The organism is Streptomyces sp. NBC_00388 (assembly GCF_036061255.1).
GTDB lineage: Bacteria > Actinomycetota > Actinomycetes > Streptomycetales > Streptomycetaceae > Streptomyces.
In genome coordinates, this window is the sequence record NZ_CP107948.1 from 6,734,162 (window position 1) to 6,755,396 (window position 21,235).

Genomic DNA, 21,235 nt, shown 5'->3' on the forward strand with positions numbered 1-21,235 from the left:
GTGTGCGTTTGTCGTGAAGACCGTCCGCTGCGGGGAAGACGTCGGCGGCGCCTTTAGATCCCCGAACGGGCCTGCGGGACAACGGAGTTCCGATCGGTCGTCCGTATCCGGAGGCAGGAGCCGGGACCGGCGCCGGTCCGTGACGACGAGCGCGTACGCGGGTCAGGGGACCGGCGCGGACATCGGCGGCGGTGACGGCCGGGAGTATGTCCGGCCCGGGCCTGAGGCAACGGCAGCCCCTGTGCGAAGCCGTACAACTATCGGCTCCCCTCGCGGGTCACATCAAGTGGGAGCAAACCGCTCTCGGATACGCAAGGGGGAAATATGAGGATCACGCGTAATCTCATGGCTGCCGGGGCGCTTACCGCTCTGGCGGTGGGTGCCACGACCGCGCTCGGCACCACCACCGCCTCGGCCGCACCCAACGTCACCCCGCAGAGCGTCTGTGGCAGCGCCTACAAGACCGTGAACTCGGCGCCGATCGGCTCGCTCGGCACCGTCTACCTGACCTACAACTCATCGAACGGCAAGAACTGCGTCGCGACGATCCGCGCCAACCCGGGGAAGGCCACGTACGTCGCCACGTACATATACGTCCCCGACACCGACGCCTCGGCCGGCGACGACGGCAACTACACGTCCTACGCGGGACCGGGCTACGTGTACGGCAAGGGCCACTGCGTGAGCTGGGGAGGCACCATCAGCAACGTGTACGTGTCGGTGGACAACTCCAACTGCGCTGCCCTGAAGGAGAGCCGGGTCACCGGCGTCCGCTGAGGCCGGTCGCCCGGCGATCGGGTGATGCGCCGCGCCCTCTCGGGGGAAGGTGAGGCCGGGCCCCGCGAGAGCGGAGCCCGGCCTCTGCGACGCGTTCCCACCGGCGTGGTGGGGGCGGACACTCGCAGACAGCTGCCCCCGGGTGGTCCGGCCAGGACATCCTCAGAGCCGTTTCGGGCTCTCTTCCGTGAGCAGACAGGCCAAGTGGTCGGCGAACTCGGTGAGCCGGTCCAGCCGGGGCCCGCTGCGCGCGATGCGGAATCCATGGCGACGGCCCCAGAAGGCGGCCTGCACGGCGTGCAGCTGGGACCAGCGCCGGGCACGCTCCCGTTCTATCTCCGCCGCCTCGGTGAAGACGTCCAGGGTGCGGTGCACCGCTGTGCGGAGATCGGGGGCTTCGAGGAGGGACAGGGCGCGCGACTTGAGCAGGGTGCCGCAGTCGTAAGCAGGGTCGCCCGCGTAGCCCTTGGGGTCGACAGCCAGCCACGGCTCACGGTCGGCGCGCAGGATGTTCCTTGCGTGGAGGTCCCCGTGCACAAGGGTGTCCGGCTGCTCCCGGCCGAGGTCGCGGACTGTCGCGATGGCCGCGTCCACCACGCGGCGCGGCAGCGTGTGCACCGACTCCCGTGAGTCCTCCCGCAGTTGCCGCTCCCAGGACCCGGCTCGGTCCCGGAGCCGTGGCAGGCCCGGCGGCGCCGGCACGGCCAGCCGGCGGTTGATGCGCCCCGCGACCGCCGCCACCTCGTCGTCGTCCCCGGACTCTGCCAGGGGCGATGCCCGGACCCGCTCCAGCAGCATGGCGAACCGGTCGTCGTCACGCTCGTGCAGCAGAACGGCTCCGCGCCCGGCCCACGTCACGAACGCGTCCGGTTCATGGGCATTGCCGGGGTGGGGGAAGGACACTTTCAGCACCGAGGCCGGCCCCGACCGGCGTCGTGCCGGGACGACGACTCCGACGCCACCGTGCATGACCGCGCCGTCCGGCACACACCCCCACCGATCCAGCAGTTCGCCGACGATGCGGGGGAGCCGGGCAAGCCAGGCCGCTCCGGGCTCCCCCTCGCGCTCGACGGTACTGCGCGAGAACGCCTCCGGGATTTCGGTCACCGAGACATCCTGCCCGAGTCGCCGCGCGGGCGCCCGCCCGGCTGCGCACACTCCAGGTGCCTGAGGCCGTTGACCGGACCCACGGTCCGGCCCGCTACGACGTGTCGGGGCCGTGGGTCAGAGCCGGGCGTGCGTGGTGATGTCGGCGTTGAACTCGGCGATGGCGGCCGGGGTCACCGTCGGCCGGCACTGGCGGAGGGCCGACAGGTAGTCGCCCGTGTGGGCGCCTGCGTCCGCCGAGTCGCGTTCGAACGCGGCCTGGGAGGCGATCCTGGCCGCGTGCTCGATGTCCGCCGGAGTGAACAGCTCGCTCGCCTCCACCAGTGCGTCCAGGTCGACGGTGTTCCGCCCGGCGGAGTAGCGCGACCAGATCGCCGCGCGGGCGGTGGCGTCCGGAGTGCCGATCGGGATCAGGTAGTCGAACCGGCCGGGACGCAGGAAGGCCGGGTCGAGCGAACGGATCGAGTTCGTGGCACACACCAGCAGCCGTTCGTCCCGCTCGCGGAAGCCGGGGATGAGCTTGAGGAGCTCGTTGGTGACCCCGTACATCGCCGAGTCCGTCCCGGCACTCCGCACCGGTGCGATCTCCTCGACTTCGTCGATGAAGACCAGGACGCGCTCCAGCTCCGAGATCCGCGCGAACGCCGAACGCAGGGCCGCAGCGAGGTTCCCCTCGTCCGCCAGGCGCGACGGCAGCAGCTCGACGAAAGGCCAGCCGAGGCGGGAGGCGATGGCGCGGGCGAACGTGGTCTTGCCGGTCCCGGGCGGCCCGAAGAGGGTGATGGCACGGGGTGGGATGACATCGTGCCGGGCGGCCCGCTCGGGTTCGGCGAGGGGCAGGACGATCCGCCGTTCGATCAGGTTCTTCTCCGACTCCATCCCGGCGACCCTGTCCCACAGACCGCCGGAGAGCAGCCGGCCCCCCAGCTCCTCCAGCAGGTTGGCCGTGGTACCGGTGGCCGGTTCCGTCTTCTCGAAGTACGCGACGGCGGGCCGCCGCGTGTAGCCGGCCTTCCGGAGCCCCTCACCGAGCATCTCCTCCTCGGCCAGTACATAGGCGATGCGGTGCACCCGTGCCTCGACCAGCCGGCGTTCCAGCTCCATCAGCAGAGCGCTCGCCAGTCCCCGGCCGCGCCAGGCCGGCGCGATGGCGATGCGCATCACCCAGGCCCGGCCTCCGGAGACATGGGCGAGCGCCGTGCCGATGGGCTCCCCCCGGTGCACCGCGACCACAGCGGGCTGGCGGGAGGTCAGGGCGCTGATGCACTCGGCGAGGGAGAAGACGGACTCCTGGCCGAGATCAGCTGTGGTGTCGATGAGATGGACGACCGACGCCAGGTCGTCCTCGCGGTAGTCATGGATGAGCCAGTTCACGTGCCGCTCCTCGCTCCAGGTGGTGCCCGAGACGCTAGAGCGTGAGCGGCGGGCGGTCGTGCTCCGCTACGGACAAGACCGCAGGGGCAACCGTACGAACTGGATGCGGTGGGGAAGCGGGATTCCGGCTACGCCCGGCGGGGTGCAGCAGCCCCCCGTCCCCGTACCGGGCCCCTGAACCGTGCCCGGCGCCCGGCCCGCCCAGGCCTGTCCGCACGGCCGGAAAAAATTCTTACGCCGATTTCGTGCAACGGTGTCGAGAACCCGTGGCCCGCTCCGTCCCCGCAGTGAACGCGACCACAATGGGCCGCCCCACCACCGAGGAGAACACCATGGCCAAGTACCTGCTGCTGAAGCACTACCGCGGCGCCCCGGCTCCGATCAACAACGTACCCATGAACGAGTGGACCCCTGAGGAGATCTCGGCCCACGTGAAGTACATGCAGGACTTCGCAGCCCGCCTTGAGCGGAGCGGCGAGATGGTCGACAGCCAGGCGCTCGCCCCCGAGGGGACGTTCGTCCAGTACGGCGGCGAGGGCCGGCCGCCGGTCACCGACGGCCCGTTCGCCGAGACCAAGGACCTCATCGCCGGCTGGATGGCGATCGACGTGGACAGCTACGAGCGCGCCATCGAGCTGGCCGGGGAACTGTCGGCCGCCCCCGGGGCCGGCGGCAAGCCGATCCACGAGTGGATCGAAACGCGCCCGTTCCTGGCCGCGCCGCCCACCATCACGGAGTGAGCACTGAGGTGAACGAGGCCCTGCTCCGGAGCCTCACGCCGAGCGTGCTGGGGATCCTCGTCCGCCGCGGAGCCGACTTCGCGGCGGCCGAGGACGCCGTGCAGGAGGCACTGGCCGAGGCGGTCCGCGTCTGGCCGGCCGGTGCCTCCCCTGGCTCGGCCGGCGAGGGGCACCCCGTCCGCGACCCGAAGGGCTGGCTGGTCACCGTGGCCTGGCGCCGGTTCCTCGACGCGGCGCGCGCGGACGCCGCCCGGCGCCGGCGCGAGGACCTCTTCGACGAGGAGCCGGCGGCCGGGCCCGCGTCCGCGGTGGACGACACGCTCCAGCTGTACTTCCTCTGCGCTCACCCGTCGCTCACGCCGTCGTCGGCGGTCGCGCTCACACTGCGCGCCGTCGGAGGACTGACCACCCGGCAGATCGCCCGGGCCTACCTGGTACCCGAGGCGACCATGGCGCAGCGCATCAGCCGGGCCAAGCGCACCGTCGCCGGGGTACGGTTCGACCAGCCCGGGGACGTCGCCACCGTGCTCCGCGTCCTCTATCTGGTCTTCAACGAGGGTTACTCCGGCGACATCGACCTCTCCGCCGAGGCCATCCGGCTCACCCGGCAGCTCGCCGCCGGGACCGACCACCCCGAGGTGGCCGGGCTGCTCGCCCTCATGCTGCTGCACCACGCCCGGCGCGCCGCCCGGACCGCGCCGGACGGGAGCCTGGTGCCGCTCGCGGGGCAGGACAGGGAACGCTGGGACACCGGGGCGATCACGGAGGGCGTCGCGGTGCTGCAGGCGGCCCTCGCCCGCGACCGGCTGGGCGAGTTCCAGGCCCAGGCCGCCATCGCGGCACTCCACGCCGACGCGCCCACCGCCGGGGAGACCGACTGGGTGCAGATCGTCGAGTGGTACGACGAGCTCGTGCGCCTGACCGACAGCCCGGTCGTCCGGCTCAACCGTGCGGTGGCCCTCGGGGAGGCGGACGGGGCGCGCGCCGGGCTGTCGGCGCTCTCCGCGCTGGACGACTCACTGCCCCGCCACACCGCGGTGGCGGCGTACCTCCACGAACGGGACGGCGACCTGGTGACAGCGGCCCGGCTGTACGCCGAGGCCGCCGGAAAGGCAGCGAATCTCGCCGAGCGCGACCATCTGACGCGGCAGGCCGCCCGGCTCAACGCCCATCGGCCGCTCTGACGGGCCCCGCCGGATGGTCTCGACGAAGGTGCGACCGAGAGTGTCGCGGAGACAGCCCAGGCTCCCGGCCGAAGGCTTCCCGGGGGCTCTGCAGCCGTGTGCGGCCGTGTGCGGCCGTGTGGCACAGGGAGGCACAGGGCGGACGGAATGTGATCCGTCATGGCACTGTTGAGGGTGGTATGAGTGATTCCTTCCGTGATGCGCTCTTCGATCCGGCAGGGCGCGAGCGCGCCGCCGGGCGGCTGACGGCCGAACGAGCCGGGGCGAATGAGCAGATCGCGGCCCTCAGCCGTGAGTTCGACCAGATCGTCGAGGCGAACGCCCTGGTGGCGGTCGATGACGAACACGACCCCGAGGGGTCGAGTACCGCTTTCGAGCGTGCCCATGTCGCCGCCCTGCTCGTGCGGGCGCGCTCGCGTCTCGACGACGTGGACCGGGCGCTGGAGCGGTTGGACCGAGGCGAGTACGGGCGGTGCGAGCGGTGCGGCGAGCCGATACCTGCCGAGCGCCTTGAGGTGCGCCCGGCCGCGAGCACCTGCGTGACCTGTGCCGGGACCGGCCCGCGCTGACCCGGAGCCCCGGTCCGGAGCGGGCAGAAGGCGCTTCCCCGGGTGCGCGCCCGGTGCGGTGGCCGGAGGTGGCTGCTGCCCATGGGCGTGAAGTGACGCCGGGCGCTCCCCGGCGAGGACCGCTGAACCCCGCACCCCGCGGCCTTGACTTCGCCAATGCTCCAACTCCTGCCGTCCCTGGGCATGGAGACCACCAGGAAGCTCGTGAACAGCGGTATCGATGTCAGTGCGCTGGGGTTCGGATGCTGGGCGATCGGCGGTGAGTGGACCGACTCCGAGGGCCGCCCGCCCGGCTGGGGGCGCGTCGACGACGAGGAGTCGGTGCGGGCGGTGCGCCGCGCCATCGATCTGGGCGTCACCTTCTTCGACACCGCCGACACCTACGGCACCGGACACAGTGAACACATCCTGAACCGCGCCCTGGCGGGCCGTCGTGACGACGTCGTCATCGCCACCGAGTGGGGCAATACCTTCGACGCGGAACGCAGGGTCCTCACCGGCAACGACGCGTCGCCTGCTCACGCACGCCGCGCCCTGACCGCCTCGCTGCGCCGCCTGGGCACGGACCATGTGGACCTCTATCAGCTGCACATCGCCGATGCGGACCCCGAGCACGCCGCCGAACTGCGCGACCTGTGCGAGGAGTTCGTACGAGAGGGCCTGGTGCGCGCCTCCGGCTGGAGCACCGACGACCCCGACCGGGCGGCGGATCTTCGCCGAGGGGAAACACTGCGCGGCCGTCCAGCACCGTCTCAACGTCCTGCAGGACGGCGTGCCCATCCCGGGTTTCCGGACGGTGGCGCAGGCCGAGGAGAACGCCGGGGCACTGGAGCGGAGCCCCCTCACCGCCCGGGAGATGGACGAGGTCGGCGCCCTCCTGGGTACCGGAGGCCGCTGAGAGCGGGGGAGGGGTCGCCGGGCGGTCGATCCGGTCCTCAGGACGAGGCCGGGCCGGCCGCTCCCGCGCTGTCCCGGGCCCCCGGGGACGTGTCCGGACCGTTGTCGTGCAGGTACTCCTCGGAGATCTCCCGCGGGCCGAACGGCCAGACCTTCTCGTAGCGTGCCCAGAGCACGAAGGCGACGCAGCCGGCGGCAAGCCAGGCCAGCGACCACTCGATGGGGTGCCGTCCGGGGGAGTTCTTGTCCGCGTAGCCGTAGATCACCAGCCACCCCACGCAGGCCACGACGCTCGGTACCGGGTAGAGCCACATCCGGTACGGGCGGCGCAGCCCCGGCTGGCGGCGGCGCAGCACCGTGACCGCGGCGACCTGCGCGAGCGCCTGCACGATCACCATCACCGTGGTCAGCAGCTGGATGATGGTGGCCAGGTCCGTGTGACGCCCGATCAGGAAGCCGACGGCCATGATGACGCCCATCGACAGCAGGCCCAGGACCGGGAAGCGGTGGCGGGGGTGCAGCTTTCCGAACGCACGGAAGAACACCTTGTCGCGGGCGGCGTCGTACGGGACCCGGGAGCCGCCGAGCAGTCCGGCGAGTACCGAGGCGACGGCGGTGATGAGGATCAGGACGGTGACGGTGTCGGCGGGCCCCTTGCCCCAGGCCTTCTCCAGCACCGCTGAGGCCACCGAGGTGGAGGCCGGGTCGGACGGGTCGAGCATGTCCTTCCAGTCGACGACGCCGAGCGTGCCGATCTGCAGGAGCAGGTAGATGGCCATGATGCCGAGAATCGAGTAGATGATGGCGCGCGGCATGGTGCGGCCGGGGCGTTTGATCTCGGCGCCCATGTAGGCGGCGGTGTTGTAGCCGAGGTAGTCGTAGATGCCGATGGTCAGACCCGCGGCGAAGCCGATCCAGAAGTGGTTGCTGGACAGTTCGAAGGCGTGAGCGGGGTAGGTGAAGGCGCGGTGCGGGCTGAAGTGGGTGAACGCGGCCAGGATGACCAGCACCACGGAGGTGATCATCACGCACCACAGTCCGACGGTGAGTCTGGCGATGTTCTCCACCCGCCGCCACAGCAGCACGACGATCAGGGCGGTCACGACGAGTCCGGTGACATCGCCCTGCCCCTGGCTCATGCCGGGCCAGAGATAGCCGAGGTACTGCACGAAGCCGATGACGCCGGTGGACATGGTGAGCGGGATGAACAACATCGCCGTCCACACGAAGAGGAAGGGCATCAGCTTGCCCGTGCGGTACTGAAAGGCCTGCCGCAGGTACACGTAACTGCCGCCCGCGCCCGGCAGACTGGCGCCCAGCTCGGCCCAGATCAGGCCGTCGGCCAGGGCCAGGACCGCGCCGGCGACGAAGCCTATGACGGCCTGCGGACCGCCGAACGCGGCGACCATCAGGGGGATCGTCACGAACGGCCCGATGCCGCACATCTGGCTCATGTTGATGGTGGTGGCCTGGAAGAGCCCGATACGGCGGACGAACCCCGCGGGTTCACCGGGAGGTTCGTTCTGCCCGGTCCGCTCCTGTATGCCGTCCATGAGATCAGCCCTCTCTCGGGTCGTCCGGGTACGTGCCGCCGGGCGAGCGGCGCTGTGCGCAAGCCGCAGCGGACGGCGCCCCGCACCGGCCCGCACAACTCCGCTCCCACGTAAGTTAGGAAACCTTCCTATTGGCTGCGGGAGGACGCTAAGGAATCATGAGACCGGTGTCAATGGGTTGGACGGGCTGCCGTGCACGGCGGCGGGCATCCGCAACCGGCGCCCGTGGCATCCGCGTTCCTACAGCCGCCCCGCCTCGATGATCCGCCGCAGGAAGTGCTGGGTCCGCTCCTCCCGGGGGCTTCCGAAGACCTCGTCCGGGGTGCCGCGCTCCAGCACCACTCCGGCGTCCAGGAAGCAGACCTGGTCGGCGACCTCACGTGCGAAGGCCATCTCGTGCGTGGCGATGACCATCGTCATGCCTTCGTCCTTCACCTCGCGTACGAGGCTGAGCACTTCGCCCACCAGCTCCGGGTCCAGCGCGGCGGTGATCTCGTCCAGGAGCAGCAGCCGGGGACGGACCGCCAGCGCGCGCACGATCGCCGCCCGCTGCTGCTGTCCGCCGCTGAGCCGGTCCGGGTACTCATGGGCCTTCGGCCCGAGCCCCAGCCGCTCCAGCAGTTCGCGGGCGTGCGCGTCGGCCTGCGCCCGGGGGAGACCGTGGACGCGCCGGGGGGCGAGCGTGATGTTCTGCAGGACGGTCAGGTGCGGAAAGAGGTTGTACGCCTGGAACACCACGCCGATCCGGCGGCGCACCGCGTCCGTGTCGGTCCGCGGGTCGGTGATCTCCTCACCGTCGAGCCAGATGGCCCCGTCGTCGACCTCCTCCAGGAGGTTGGCGCACCGCAGCAGGGTCGACTTCCCCGACCCGGAGGCGCCGATCAGCGCGGTCACCGTATGCGGGGCGACCACGAGATCCACGTCCCGCAGCACCAGCGAGGAGCCGAACGACTTGCGGACCGCCTCCATGCGCAGCACGGGCGCGTCCGGAGCGGCGGCAGGTGTCACGCTCATACGATTCCTCCCTGTGCCCGACGCCGGTCCATCCGGGCCGTGACCAGGTCGGTGAGCCGGGTCATCGGGATGGTGAGCGCGACGAAGACGAGCCCCGCGACGACGTACGGGGTGTAGTTGAAGTCCTTGCTGGCGATGATCTGTGCCGCGTACACGGCGTCGACGGCGCCGGCGATCGACACGAGGCCGGTGTCCTTCTGGAGGGACACGAGGTCGTTGAGGAGCGGCGGTACGACACGGCGTACGGCTTGTGGCAGCACGACGTAGCGCAGCGCCTGCCCGCTGCTGAGCCCGAGGGACCGGGCCGCGGCCCGCTGTGAGGGATGGACGGAGTCGATGCCGGCCCGGAAGACCTCGGCGACGTACGCCGAGTAGGTCAGCACGAGAGCGGCGCCGCCCAGCAGTACGGGATCGGTGGTGACCCCCTGGAGGCGCAACGCGGGTACGCCGAAGACGACCATCAACAGGCAGATGATCAGGGGGAGGCCGCGGAAGAAGTCCGTGTAGGCGGTGGCCAGCGCGCGCACCGGGAAGAACACCGGCCCGCGCAGCGTACGTGCCACAGCGAGCAGCAGGCCGAGCACCAGCACCGCGACACCGCACGCCGCGAGCAGCCGCAGATTGAGCCACAGGCCCTCCAGCACCTGCGGGAGCGCCACACGTGCGTAGTGGGCGCTGAAGAACGTCTCCCTGGTGCGGGCCCAGCCGGGGGAGCCGGTGATCAGCAGGAACAGCACCGTACCCGTCACGAGTGTGCTGACCGCGGCGATCGCCGTCGCCCGCCGGGTGCGGTTGCGCCGGTGGCGCTCGCGGGCCATGCGGCGCTCCGAAGGGACGTAGAAGTCCTCACCGGGCACGGTCTTGGTCAGCTTCACTTCAGCACCGGCACGCCGACGGCATCGGAGAGCCACTGCTTCTCCAGGGCGGCGACGGTGCCGTCCTTCCGGAGGGAGTCCACCGCCCGGCTCACGCAGGAGGTGATCGTGCTCTCCCGGTCCAGGACGAGGCCGAACTGCTCGGGGGTACTGGAGGAGTTCGGGAACTGGCCGACGACCTCGGCCTCGGGAACCTCCGAACCGGTGACGTAGAAGGCGGTGGGCAGGTCCACGACGATGGCGTCGACCTGGCCGTTCTTCAGAGCCGACTTGGCGAAGTCGTTCTTCTGATAGACGGCGGGCCGCTGGGTGGGCTTCACCAGGTCGTTGATGAAGTCCAGGCTGGTGGTGCCCACTTGGGCGCCCAGTTTCGCCCCCTTGAGATCAGCCACGTTCTTCGCCTTCGCGGCCTTCGACGACTTCAGGGCGACCACGGCCTGGCGCACGTCGTAGTAGCCGGTGGAGAAGGCGACGGCCTTCCTGCGGGCGTCACTGATGGATACCTGGTTGATGTCGAAGTCGAACTTCTTCACGCCGGGCGCGAACGAGCTGTTGAACGGCACGTTCTGCCAGACCACGGAGCCGCGCCCGTAGCCGAGCCGCTTGGCCACCGCGTACGCCACAGCCGACTCGAACCCCTTGCCGTTGGACGGCTCGTCGTCGGCGAACCAGGGGGCGTACGCCGGCTTGTCGGTGCCGACGGTCAGCTTCCCCGGTACCTCGGTGGCGAGCCCTCCGGGTGCACAGGACTTCGCCGTGCTGTCCGCGCCCGAAGTCTTCTTCTCCGGCTGAGGGGCGCAGCCCGCGAGGGTGGTGCAGACGACTACGGCTGAGCAAAGCGCTGTGACCAGGGTGCGGTTGACGAGATGCATAGCGGGAGACTCGCAGTGCCCCGGCCGGTCTGTCGAGTTGACGCGGCCGCTGTCCGTATGCTGGGAACGAGTGTTGCGGCGCTGTGAACAGGGGCGCGGCGACGACGTGTTCCGCTCGCGGAGAGGCTGCCGCTCATCCGGTGGCAGGGGAGGCAGGATTGCCGGATGAAACCGCTCTTCGTCCTCGTGCACAGTCCATCCGTGGGCCCCTCCACCTGGCTCCCCGTGGCCGACCACCTGACGGCGGCAGGACACCAGGCGCGGGTGCCGTCCCTGGTGCACGTGGGGAGCGGTGCTCCGCCCTTCTGGCCCCGCGTCGTCAGCGCCGTCCGCGAGGCCCTCCGGGGAGTCCCCGTGGACCGGCCCGTCACGCTGGTGGCGCACAGCAACGCCGGTCTGTTCATTCCGGTGATCCGCTCCGGCCTCGACCATCCCGTGGCGGCCTCGGTCTTCGTCGACGCCGCGCTCCCCGCCCGGACCGGCACGACGCCCGTGGCGTCACCGGAGTTGCTGGAGTTCCTCGGCCCGAAGGCCGTGAACGGCAGGCTGCCCCGCTGGACCGACTGGTGGGACGAGGCCGACATCGCCCCGATGTTCTCCGACCCCGTCGCGCGACGGGCAGTCATCGATGAGCAGCCCGCCCTGCCACTGTCCTACTACGAACAGCACATCCCGGTCCCCGGCGGCTGGGACGACCACCCCTGCTCGTATCTGCTCTTCAGCCCGCCCTACGACGGTTGCGCGGCCGAAGCGCTGGAACGGGGCTGGCGGGTGGTGCGCCGGCCCGGTACGCACCTCCACCAGATCGCCGATCCTCCGGCCACGGTCCGGCACCTCGTCGAGCTCGGCACCCCGGCGTGATCCGCTTCCCCGGCGTCCTGTTCGGCACGTCACGTGGCCGGTGAGACGGGACCGCCTGCCCACACCCGGCAGGAGACGGCCACCACCAGGGGCCAGAGGGCCTGGGCGAAGGTCACCGCACGCTCGGCGATGCCTGGTTCGTGCCCGACCTGCAGCTCCACGGCGAACCACAGCGCGCCCGCGGCCATCACCGCGCTTGCCACGAGGGACACCTTCACCCGTAACCCCCACGGCACGATCACCTGTCCGCGCGACGCGGCCAGCGCCGGCCACGCGGCGAGCAGTACGAAGCCGACGGCCGCGACCGACCCGTGTCCCAGGGCGCCGCCGCGAAGAGGCGCGGGCGCCAGCGTCAGAGCCATGGCGGCGATCCCGCCACCGGCCAGGGCGAGCCGCCCGGGGAAGGCCGCCTCTCGCAGGCCGTGCGCCGTGATCATGTAACAGGCCCCCAGCGCGATGAGCATCCCCGTCATCAGCCAGTAGCCGGGCGCACCGTGGGACGCCAGCACGCTGATCGTGTCCTTCACAGGGTTGTAGGCCGGTCCCTCCATGCGCTGGGCGAACATCGAGCTGCCGATCAGGAGCAGAGGGGCGCCCGCCGAAGGGAGCAGGACCCACCAGGGGGCACGTCGCATCGCCCCACCGTAAACACCGCCCGCCCTCTCTTCGCGATGACACACACTCGCCGGGCAACACCGTCATCGACAACTCAGACAGCGCACACGCGACACCCTCACCCGAGCCCGGGGGCTCCGGCGCCTGCGCACACGCGGGGACCGTACCCCTGCCCGCGGGGCACACCCGGTTCGGCCGTCGCCCTGGAGTACGCCAGGTGCGCCGGCAGGCCCGGGCCGCAGCCGGATCCCGCCGCGAGCCGGTGTTGCCCTGAAGTGCACTCGAAACCGTAGGTTCGCCGCATGACCACTCAGCAGAAGATCAACAGCGGCTTCGGGGCTGCGAGCACCACTCAGGACGTCCTGCGGGGGATCGACCTGACCGGCAGGCTCGCCATCGTGACCGGCGGCTCATCGGGTCTTGGCCTGGAGACGACGCGGGCCCTGGCAGGCGCGGGCGCGCATGTCGTCGTCCCGGCCCGGCGTCCCGCCGCCGCCCGTGAGGTGCTGAGCGGGACCGACGGCGTGGAGGTGGCGGAGCTGGAGCTGACGGACCTGCACAGCGTGCGGTCCTTCGCCGAGCGCTTTCTCTCCTCGGACCGGGACATCGACATCATGATCAACAACGCCGGGATCATGGCCAGCCCGGAAACGCGGGTCGGCCCGGGATGGGAGGCGCAGTTCGCCACCAACCACCTCGGCCACTACGCACTGGTGAACCGGTTGTGGCCGGCGATCGAGCGCGGAGGCGCGCGCGTGGTCTCGGTCTCCTCCAACGGCCATCAGCTCTCGGACATCCGCTGGGACGATGTGCACTTCGAACGCGGTTACGACAAGTGGCAGGCGTACGGACAGGCGAAGACGGCCAACGCCCTCTTCGCCCTGCACCTGGACGTACGCGGCCGTGCCTCGGGAGTCCGGGCATTCTCGCTGCACCCCGGCGCCATCCCCACGCAACTGGGCCGCCACATGTCCCAGGACGAGCTGACGGAGCTGACGGCGATGATCGACGCCAGCACGTCGGGCAGCGGCTGGAAAACGCCCGGGCAGGGGGCAGCGACCCAGGTATGGGCAGCGACCTCTCCGCAGCTGGCGGGCGAGGGCGGGGTCTACTGCGAGGACTGCGATATCGCCGGACCTGCGGCGCAGGGCTCCGTTCTGGGCAGCGGTGTGAACGCCTGGGCCACCGACAGGGAGAGTGCGGCGCGGCTGTGGAAGCTGTCGGCCGGGCTCACCGGCGTCGATGCCTTCGCCCCCTCGGTATGAGCGGGCACGTCCTCGCCCCGTCCGGCCCTGCGGCGGCACGGGTGCGCTGACCGTCCGGCGCACCGGCCGTCCGGTGCGTGATCCGTTCGGCCCTCTGTCCGGCATTGCGTCCGGTCGATCCGGGTCTCTCACGGTTTGCTGTCCTTGCACTGTGCGGCCGGGCCGGCCCGCGGACGCAGGAACCCGTACCGGCAAGGGGACCGACGAAGACGGCGCAGAAGGGCTCAGGATGCTGACCGACAAGCTGGGGATCTACCTGAACGACCACCTCATGGGTGCGACCTCCGGCGTCGGGCTCGTGCAGCGCATCGCCGACCGGAACCGCCGCTCGGTACGCGGCCCGGAACTGCGGCGCATCGCCGAGGAGATCACCGAGGACCGCGAGGCCCTGCTCGACCTCATGGCCACCCTGGACGTCCCGGTCCGCCGCTACAAGATCTGCGCGGGCTGGATGGCCGAGCGGGCCGGGCGCCTGAAATCGAACGGCGCCGTCTGCCGGCGCTCGGGGCTGAGCGCGCTTGTCGAGCTCGAAGCCCTGCGCCTCGGGGTCGAGGGGAAGGCCCTGCTCTGGGCCACCCTGCTCGTGGCCGTTCCCGCGGACTCCCGGCTGGACGCTTCCCGCCTCGGGGAGTTGCAAGGCCGGGCGCAACGGCAGATCGACGCGCTGGAGACGATGCGTCGCTCGGCCGCCGGGTCCGTCTTCGCCGGCGGAACACGCCGTGTCGGTCCGGACAGCGACTGACGCCCGATTGAGCAGGTGTACGCGGCCCGGCACGGAGAAGGACCGACCGAGAGGCAGTTATGGACAGCGAAGCGCCCGACCTTACGGCTCAGCAGGCAGCCACCCTCAACGAAATGTCCACGACGCACCGCGGGCGTCCGCTCGACGAGGTCAGACCCGAGCTGACGTCGCGATGGCTCGCCATGACCGGCGCGCTGCTCGATGAGGAGACGCTTGCCCGGTTCAGCGAGCACATCGCGGCCGGAGGGCACTTCGAACCAGGGATGTGATCCCCTGCGTACGGGCCGCGGCCCGGCGGTCCTCGGCCGTCCGCCGGCCTGTCGGTGCCGTGCGTGGTGAGGGAATTAACGGGTACGCCTGTGTGACGGCGGGTTTTCGCCGTCACACGCCGCAATGGATCACGAGTACCGGCGGGGCCGTTCCGGGTTTCCGGAGTCCGATCGAGAGGACCTGTTGCGCGGACGGGAGACCGGATTCCGGCCGCCGGAGCCGGGTCCGCCATGGGACCCACCCGTTGCCGTGACGCATTGATGCGAATTTGCCCGTAGAACAACGGCCGGGGCGCTGTGCAGCAGCCTTTCGGCCGAGAGCGGAGAGCCATGTCCGACACACAGTCTTCGGGAGAAGGCGGTCTGCACCGCTAGAGAAGACCTCCGGCCGTCTGCCGGAAGGCCCCCCACACGCCAGAAAAGCAAGTCTGGGGCAGACCGTCAAACGTACGCTGGCGGAGTTCAAGGAGGACAACCTCTCCGACTCCGCTGCTGCATTGACCTACTACTCGGTCCTCTCGGTCTTCCCGGCCCTGATCGCACTGGTATCCCTCGTCAGTCTTGTCATGGATCCCAAGACCATCATCGACAAGGCCACCAGCCTCATCAGCTCGATCGGCCCCGCCTCGGCGGTGAACACATTCAAGGGGCCCATCGACGGGCTCGCTTCGAACCAGGGCACCGGGGTCGTTCTGCTGATCGTGGGCCTGGCCTCCGCACTGTGGACCGCGTCCGGGTATGTCGGTGCCTTCATGCGGGCCTCCAACCGCATCTACGAGGTGGAGGAGGGCCGCTCCTTCTTCAAGCTGCGTCCGCTGCAGCTGCTGGTGACACTGGTGCTGGTGCTCCTGCAGGCCCTGGTACTCATCGCGCTGGTCGTGACCGGCCCCCTCGCCAGGAAGGTGGGCTCGGCGATCGGCGCCGGCGACGCGGCGGTGACCGCCTGGAACTACGCCAAATGGCCGGTGTTGCTCCTCGTCGTGGTGCTGATCTTCAGCGTCCTCTATTACGCGTCGCCGAATGCCCGCCTGAGGGGGCCGAAATCCGTACTCCCGGGCGCTGCGATCGCCTTGCTCCTCTGGCTGGTCGCCTCGGTCGGATTCGCTTTCTATGTGGCCAACTTCAGCTCCTACAACAAGACGTACGGCACGCTCGGCGGCGTTATCGTCTTCCTCGTATGGCTCTGGATCACGAACCTGGCCATTCTGCTGGGTGCCGAGTTCAATGCGGAGCGGGAGCGCAGCCGTCAGCTCGCCGAGGGTGTGCCGGGGGCGGAACGAGAACTGCAGGTGGATGAGCGCGACAAGCCCAAGCGGGAAAAGCGCTCCCGTACCGCGTAGCCGTAAAGCACCGGAACCGGTCAGATATGCAGACCGGGGACATCCTCTTTCCGGGCACCGGCGAATCCCGCTCATTTCCGTCCGGGCCACCGGAGTTTTACCTCGGCCGGACGGGGCACGCGCTTGATGAACGCCGCGTGGCAGCACCCCGGTGCTGCCACGCCATCCCAAGGGAGGAACACCGGATGCTCAAGGCAATCGCGGACGTCATCAGTTCTATCGGCAGTGCCATTGCCACCGTCGTCACCCTGCCCTTCCGGGCTGTCGCACGGCTCTTCGGCGGGGCATCCGACACCGCTCACGGACACCACTGAACCACCCACGCCCCCCGTCTGCCCCGGTCGGCTCGATGAGCCGGCCGGGGCAGCGTCGTGCGTGGACCTGGACGCACGAGCTCCCCCCCGGGGAGAGAGGTCCCGGCACGGGTGCGCCCGGCCCGGCAGAAATCTTCCGGACACCCTCGCGCCTGTCAGCGGCCGGCCTGCCCGGTCGCCGTGAGGACGAGCGCGGCCTGGTCGTCGTCGATGCCATGGGCGCCGGTGAAGTCCCGTACCGCGTGGGTGAGGGTCCTGATGACCTCCGACGAGGTGTTCCCGTGCGGTGTGTTCGTGAGGGCGTGGGCGAGGCGTTCCTCACCGAACTGCTCCCCGTCCCGGTCGCGGGCCTCCGTGATGCCGTCCGTGTAGAGGAGCAGGCTCTCGGTGGGGCGCAGGTGGATGCGCCGGGCGGGCAGGTCAGGGTCGACGGTGACGCCCAGGAGCGAGCCCTCGCTGCTGACCGGCTGCGCGGTGTGCGCGTCTATGAGGAGGGGGAGGGTGTGGCCGGCCCGCACCAGGGTGATGTCGAGGCCGTGGGGAGTGGGGGTGAGGTGGCCGTAGACGAGGGTGACGAACCCGGTCCCATGGCTGTCGGGACGGTCCAGCAGCGCTCTGTTGATCGCGCGGACCACGGCGTCGGGGCCGGGGAGCAGCGGGGCGACGGCGCGAGCGGTGTGGCGGACGAGGGCGGTGGTGGTGGCGGCGATGGCGCCGCGTCCGCAGACGTCGCCGAGCATGAAGGCCCAGGTGCCGTCGGCCAGGGCGAAGATGTCGTAGAAGTCGCCGCCGATGTCGAGCCCTTCACCGGCCGGGTGGTAGTACGTGGCGATCTCGGCACCGGGTACGTCGGGCACTTCGGGCAGGAGCAGACCGGCTTGCAGGTCCCGGGCGAGGGCCACGCGCTGGGTGTACTGGCGGGCGTTCAGCGCGGCTGAAGCGGCGCGGCGGGCGAGCTCCTCGGCCAGGGCGACAGTGTGGCCGTCGAGGACGGGCTCGCCGGTGGTGAGCAGGGTCATGGCGCCGAAGGCGGATCCGCGGTCGAGCAGGGGAACGCACAGATAGCCGCTGACCTTCAGGTCGTACCAGGGGCCCGGACCGGTAGGGGTGCGGCGGGCGATCTCGCTCACGCCGGTCGCCAGGACCCGGGCGACGGCGTCGTCCTCGGCGTCGTAGACCGGGATGTGCGAGTCGAGGAGCTCTTCCTGTCCGGGCGTGGTCGCGGCGGTGGCGATGCGGTGCACACGGCCGGCGCTGATGACATCGATCGTGCACAGCGGCGCCAGCGCCGGCGTGCACGAGACGGCCAGGCGTTGCAGGGTCTGGGTGTAGTCGAGGTCGGAGGCGAGTGAGGTGCTCGCGTCCAGCAGGAAGGCCAGATCGTCCCGGGCGGCCTTCTCCCGGGTCTCGGCCGCGAGACGGGCCAGTTCGGCCTGGTGGCGCTCGATGGCCAGCGCGGCGGTGTCGGCGAAGACCCTCGCCAGGGCGAGGTCCGACTCCTGCGGGGTACGCGGTGTGCGGTGGTACATCGCGAAGGTGCCCAGCAGCGCTCCGTCCCTGGCCAGGATGGGAGTGGACCAGCAGGCCGCGACACCGGCCCGGCCTGCCAGCGCGCGGAAGTCCTCCCAGAAGGGGTCGGTGGCGATGTCGGTGACGATGACGGGCTGTCGCCGGTGGGCGGCAGTGCCGCAGGAGCCGACCCCGTCACCGGTGGCGATGCCGTCGATGGCCTCGTTGTAGAAGGCGGGCAGGCTGGGAGCCGCCCCGTGCCGGAGGTGCTTGCCGTCGGCGTCGGCGAGCAGGACGGACACGAGGACCTCACCGGGCGCGAGGTCCTCGATGGCCCGGGCCATGCCCTCCAGCACCTGATCCACCGGCGCCTGGCGGGCGATCTGCTCCAGCAGGGCACGGAGTTCGGCTGTCAGCCGTTGTGCGTGGATGACCTGGGTGGTCTCCATACCGATGAGACGCACCCCCATGACGTTGCCACCCGCGTCGAGCCGGGGTTCGTACGTGAAGTCGAAGAATGCCTCGCGCACGGCGGAGCCGGTGCCCAGCAACAGGCGTACCGCGTGCCCGTCATGGCGCTCACCCGTGCGGTAGACCCTGTCCAGCAGTGCGACGAAGCCCTGCTCGGCGAGCTCGGGCATCAGCTGCCCGAGGGGTACCCCGCTGCGGGAACGCCCACCGCACATCGCCACGGAGAAGGCGGCGTTGGCCGCCTCGACCATGTGGGCAGGACCCGCCATGGACGCGAACACCGCAGTGGACTGGCCGAACAGGGCCCGGAGGTCCTCCTCCACCGCGCTCTCCGGGGACGGAGCGGGGACCGGATCCCCGGTGGGCGGCTGCAGCTGCTCTGGAACGCGGGTCATCGCCCTGTTACCTCTCACTCACGGTACGCGCAGAGGGCGGAGCGCCCTCACTGTGGGGCCGGTGCGTACCGCCGCCGGCATACAGCGCCTCTCGTGCCGTCGTATGCACGGCCATCACCTGCTCCAGACCCGTCAGCGCGAAGGCCCGTGCCACGGCGCCGGGCAGCGCGGCCAGGCGCAGCACTCCACCGCCCGCGGACAGCCGTTGGTAGATCCTGATCAGACCGCTGATTCCGGAGGAATCACAGAACCTGAGAGCGGCACAGTCGATCACCACCAGCGGCGGAGGCTGCGGCCCTCCGAGGAGCGTGTCCGTCGCTTCCCTCAGCTGAACGGCGCTTTCGTAGTCCAGCTCGCCCCGCAGAGCGACGATCCGCGCCTGCCCGGACGGCCTGATATCCACCGAGAACATCGCTGCCTCCATCCCGCCCGCCGTGGACCCCGCTGATGATGAACAGTCCCCTCACGCCCACCGGAACCGCCTGACGCCCCGCACCGCCTCCCGGTCCGCGGAGCCACTTCCGGGTGGCCGTCCGGTGGCGCCGCCGGTTTCTGCGGGCATGCGGCTGGCCCGGCACATGTGCCGGGCCAACCACATCACGCGGTACGGGAAGGCACCACGGACGTAATGAGGGGGAGTTCAGCGTGTGAAGGTGTCCTTGGTCTTCTCCTTGGCCTCGCGGGCATCGCCCTTGGCCTGTTCGGCACGGCCTTCGGCGGTGAGGCGTTCGTTGCCCACGGTGCGGCCTGCGGCTTCCTTGATCTTGCCCGTGGCCTGCTCGGTCTTGGCCTGGGTCTTCTCGTTGGCAGCCATGTCACTCACACCTTGCTGTGGTCGACTTCAGGAACACCCACCGCCTGACCGCCATCGCCGTGTCCAAACACCGCTCCCCGAAATCAGCGCCCCGAAATCAGCGCCCCGAAAATCAACGGCGCGAAATCCGCGCCGCGACAGGGGCTGTCCGGATGCCGGGCGCCGGACCCTGCGTTCCCGCGTCCGGTCACACGGTGGGTCTGCGCGGAGGGACGGCCGGCAGCTGGGAGGTGGCGGCGCCTTCGTCGGCCGGCGCCTGTTCGCCCTGCTGCGGCGCCGCCTCCCGCTCGAAGAGCTGCCGGATACCCGTGATCTCCAGGACGCGCTCAAGGAAGGCCGGCGGACGGTCCAGGTACAGACGAATGGCGCGGTCAGCGGTGCGCCGGTGGAGCATCAGCAGGGTGGAGAGCCCCATGGAGTCGCACATCCGCAACTGTGCGCAGTCAAGGCGCAGTTCACGCAAGTCCGGCATCTCGGTCAGACACGCCTCGGCGCGCTCGGCGAGTTCCCCGCTGGTGTCGTAGTCGAGATCGCCGGTCAGCCGTAGACGTACGGTGCCCGGCCCTGCTTCAACGGTGAGGGTGAAGGACGGGCTGGACGGGGTGTTCATGCGAGGGCTCCGGGGTGTCGGCCGGCTGGGGCAAGGGTGCCTTCCAGGGCACACCGTGCCCGGTCGAGCATCCTGAGGGAACGGGGGAAGTCCTTGAGTTCGGTCGTCAGGGTGTCCAGGGCGGGGAGCAGGGACCGGGCGGGGACGTCACGGGCGGTGAGGATGCCCGCGGTCCAGGTCATGAAGGTGGTGAACAGGTCGTCGTCATCGGTGTACAGCGCGACGGCGAGGAACTCGACGATGTGCGCGATGTCCTCCGCGGTGCGCTCGCGCTGCTGATCCGTGTAGGAGGCCATCGCGGGGAACCGCTCCTCCAGGTCCGTCAGCACCTGCTTGACGAGCTGCCGCCGCGAGCGGGCGACGAGGGTGTACTCCTGGTCGGACAGGTGCCGCAGGTTGTCGAGTTGTCCGACGGGGCCGGGACGGGGGATGCCGTCCGCGAGCTGCCGCGCCGCGCTGCGAGCGTCGGGAGCCCAGGCGTCGGCACCCAGCAGACGTGCGTACCGGCCGTCGGGTCCGAAGGCCGCGCCGCCGGCCAGGACAGGCACACCGATGGCCTGGCAGGCGCTGATCGCGGCGTGGGCGGTGGGGAGCCGGGTGGGGATGGAGGAAGAGAGCGCGACCGCGTCCGCACCGCTGCTGTGGAGATGGGCGATGAGGTGGGGCGTGGGTACCTGAGCACCCAGGAAGTCGACCTGCCAGCCCCGCAGGGTGAGGACTTCGGCGAGGAGCCGGGCCGGGAGGACATGCCACTCCTGGTCTACGCAGGCCACTGTGATCCGTCCCAGGCCGGGTGCGGTACGGGTGGCGGGGCGGTGGGCGAGGGCGGCGATGACCCGCTCGGCTATGGCGCTCGCGGCGTGCTCCTGGGCGACGGTGAGGCGGTTGGCCGCCCATTCGGCGCCGACCTTCGCCTGTACCGGCGCGATGAGGTCCAGCAGTACGGTCTCGGGATCCATCCCCTCGTCCAGCGCGCTGAACACGATGCCCGCGGCGCTGAATTCGGCACGGTCGGTCACGGCGGTCCACAGCTGGTCCTGCAGGGCCCGGGCGTCCGCGGTCATCGTG

General features: G+C 70.6%; 22 protein-coding genes and 1 pseudogene. 11 read left to right on the forward strand and 12 right to left on the reverse strand.

All coding sequences use genetic code 11. From position 1 onward, the window contains the following. The first annotated feature begins 324 nt into the window (after window positions 1-324). Complete coding sequence (locus OG917_RS29995; RefSeq protein ID WP_328321516.1) at window positions 325-777, forward strand: spore-associated protein; 453 nt, start codon at window positions 325-327, stop codon at window positions 775-777. 162 nt (window positions 778-939) lie between these two features. On the opposite strand, the gene OG917_RS30000 is transcribed toward OG917_RS29995, so the two are convergent. Further along, window positions 940-1,884: an aminoglycoside phosphotransferase family protein gene (locus OG917_RS30000; protein WP_328321518.1), complete on the reverse strand. Its 945-nt coding sequence runs from the start codon at window positions 1,882-1,884 to the stop codon at window positions 940-942. 117 nt (window positions 1,885-2,001) lie between these two features. Further along, on the reverse strand, window positions 2,002-3,258 hold the full coding sequence (locus tag OG917_RS30005) for an ATP-binding protein (RefSeq protein ID WP_328321520.1): 1,257 nt from the start codon (window positions 3,256-3,258) through the stop codon (window positions 2,002-2,004). A 332-nt stretch (window positions 3,259-3,590) separates the two neighbouring features. Between OG917_RS30005 and OG917_RS30010 the strand changes: the two genes are divergently transcribed. From OG917_RS30010 to OG917_RS30025, 4 genes and pseudogenes are all read left to right on the forward strand, one after another. Then, complete coding sequence (locus OG917_RS30010; RefSeq protein WP_328322299.1) at window positions 3,591-3,998, forward strand: YciI family protein; 408 nt, start codon at window positions 3,591-3,593, stop codon at window positions 3,996-3,998. Between the two features lie 8 nt (window positions 3,999-4,006). Next, window positions 4,007-5,182 carry an RNA polymerase sigma factor gene (locus OG917_RS30015; RefSeq protein WP_328322301.1) on the forward strand — a complete coding sequence of 392 codons (1,176 nt, stop codon included), beginning with the start codon at window positions 4,007-4,009 and terminating at the stop codon, window positions 5,180-5,182. Window positions 5,183-5,361: 179 nt separating this feature from the next. Then, window positions 5,362-5,751, forward strand: a complete 390-nt coding sequence (locus OG917_RS30020) for a TraR/DksA family transcriptional regulator (protein ID WP_328321522.1) — start codon at window positions 5,362-5,364, stop codon at window positions 5,749-5,751. Window positions 5,752-5,934: 183 nt separating this feature from the next. After that, window positions 5,935-6,649 (forward strand): annotated as a pseudogene (locus OG917_RS30025) (aldo/keto reductase). A gap of 37 nt (window positions 6,650-6,686) precedes the next feature. Here the strand turns inward: OG917_RS30025 and OG917_RS30030 are convergent. From OG917_RS30030 to OG917_RS30045, 4 genes are all read right to left on the reverse strand, one after another. Next, complete coding sequence (locus tag OG917_RS30030; protein WP_328321524.1) at window positions 6,687-8,201, reverse strand: APC family permease; 1,515 nt, start codon at window positions 8,199-8,201, stop codon at window positions 6,687-6,689. Window positions 8,202-8,441: 240 nt separating this feature from the next. Beyond that, on the reverse strand, window positions 8,442-9,215 hold the full coding sequence (locus OG917_RS30035; protein ID WP_328321526.1) for an amino acid ABC transporter ATP-binding protein: 774 nt from the start codon (window positions 9,213-9,215) through the stop codon (window positions 8,442-8,444). Continuing rightward, entirely contained in the window at window positions 9,212-10,033 is an 822-nt protein-coding gene (locus tag OG917_RS30040) for an amino acid ABC transporter permease (protein ID WP_328322303.1), read from the reverse strand. The genes OG917_RS30035 and OG917_RS30040 overlap by 4 nt, the downstream gene beginning before the upstream one ends. Before the next feature lie 53 nt (window positions 10,034-10,086). Next, a complete protein-coding gene (locus tag OG917_RS30045; protein WP_328321528.1) occupies window positions 10,087-10,962 on the reverse strand; it encodes an ABC transporter substrate-binding protein in 876 nt (291 codons plus the stop codon). Window positions 10,963-11,127: 165 nt separating this feature from the next. On the opposite strand from OG917_RS30045, the gene OG917_RS30050 reads away from it, so the two are divergent. After that, the gene (locus OG917_RS30050) at window positions 11,128-11,823 is read left to right on the forward strand and encodes an alpha/beta hydrolase (protein WP_328321530.1); all 696 of its coding nucleotides are present in this window, start codon (window positions 11,128-11,130) and stop codon (window positions 11,821-11,823) included. Window positions 11,824-11,852: 29 nt separating this feature from the next. Here OG917_RS30050 and OG917_RS30055 read toward each other — a convergent pair whose 3' ends face one another. Next, window positions 11,853-12,458, reverse strand: coding sequence for a DUF998 domain-containing protein (locus OG917_RS30055; protein WP_328321532.1), 606 nt, complete (start codon window positions 12,456-12,458; stop codon window positions 11,853-11,855). A 282-nt stretch (window positions 12,459-12,740) separates the two neighbouring features. Between OG917_RS30055 and OG917_RS30060 the strand changes: the two genes are divergently transcribed. The 5 genes from OG917_RS30060 (at window position 12,741) to OG917_RS30080 (ending at window position 16,368) form a co-directional block, all read left to right on the forward strand. Beyond that, window positions 12,741-13,703, forward strand: a complete 963-nt coding sequence (locus OG917_RS30060) for an SDR family NAD(P)-dependent oxidoreductase (RefSeq protein ID WP_328321534.1) — start codon at window positions 12,741-12,743, stop codon at window positions 13,701-13,703. Between the two features lie 229 nt (window positions 13,704-13,932). Further along, a complete protein-coding gene (locus OG917_RS30065; RefSeq protein WP_328321536.1) occupies window positions 13,933-14,445 on the forward strand; it encodes a hypothetical protein in 513 nt (170 codons plus the stop codon). 113 nt (window positions 14,446-14,558) lie between these two features. After that, complete coding sequence (locus OG917_RS30070) at window positions 14,559-14,714, forward strand: hypothetical protein (RefSeq protein ID WP_328321538.1); 156 nt, start codon at window positions 14,559-14,561, stop codon at window positions 14,712-14,714. A 269-nt stretch (window positions 14,715-14,983) separates the two neighbouring features. Continuing rightward, window positions 14,984-16,054: a YihY/virulence factor BrkB family protein gene (locus OG917_RS30075; protein WP_328321540.1), complete on the forward strand. Its 1,071-nt coding sequence runs from the start codon at window positions 14,984-14,986 to the stop codon at window positions 16,052-16,054. A gap of 185 nt (window positions 16,055-16,239) precedes the next feature. Next, the gene (locus OG917_RS30080) at window positions 16,240-16,368 is read left to right on the forward strand and encodes an LPFR motif small protein (RefSeq protein ID WP_328321542.1); all 129 of its coding nucleotides are present in this window, start codon (window positions 16,240-16,242) and stop codon (window positions 16,366-16,368) included. Window positions 16,369-16,523: 155 nt separating this feature from the next. Here the strand turns inward: OG917_RS30080 and OG917_RS30085 are convergent, their stop codons facing one another. The 5 genes from OG917_RS30085 to OG917_RS30105 form a co-directional block, all read right to left on the reverse strand. Next, complete coding sequence (locus OG917_RS30085) at window positions 16,524-18,743, reverse strand: SpoIIE family protein phosphatase (RefSeq protein ID WP_328321544.1); 2,220 nt, start codon at window positions 18,741-18,743, stop codon at window positions 16,524-16,526. A 7-nt stretch (window positions 18,744-18,750) separates the two neighbouring features. Next, window positions 18,751-19,155, reverse strand: coding sequence for an STAS domain-containing protein (locus OG917_RS30090; protein ID WP_328321546.1), 405 nt, complete (start codon window positions 19,153-19,155; stop codon window positions 18,751-18,753). 228 nt (window positions 19,156-19,383) lie between these two features. Continuing rightward, window positions 19,384-19,557 (reverse strand): CsbD family protein, encoded by a 174-nt coding sequence (locus OG917_RS30095; RefSeq protein WP_328321548.1) that lies wholly within the window; start codon window positions 19,555-19,557, stop codon window positions 19,384-19,386. Window positions 19,558-19,744: 187 nt separating this feature from the next. Continuing rightward, window positions 19,745-20,167 carry an STAS domain-containing protein gene (locus OG917_RS30100; RefSeq protein ID WP_328321550.1) on the reverse strand — a complete coding sequence of 141 codons (423 nt, stop codon included), beginning with the start codon at window positions 20,165-20,167 and terminating at the stop codon, window positions 19,745-19,747. Beyond that, on the reverse strand, window positions 20,164-21,231 hold the full coding sequence (locus OG917_RS30105) for a cobalamin B12-binding domain-containing protein (RefSeq protein ID WP_328322305.1): 1,068 nt from the start codon (window positions 21,229-21,231) through the stop codon (window positions 20,164-20,166). The genes OG917_RS30100 and OG917_RS30105 overlap by 4 nt, the downstream gene beginning before the upstream one ends. Between the last annotated feature and the right edge of the window lie 4 nt (window positions 21,232-21,235).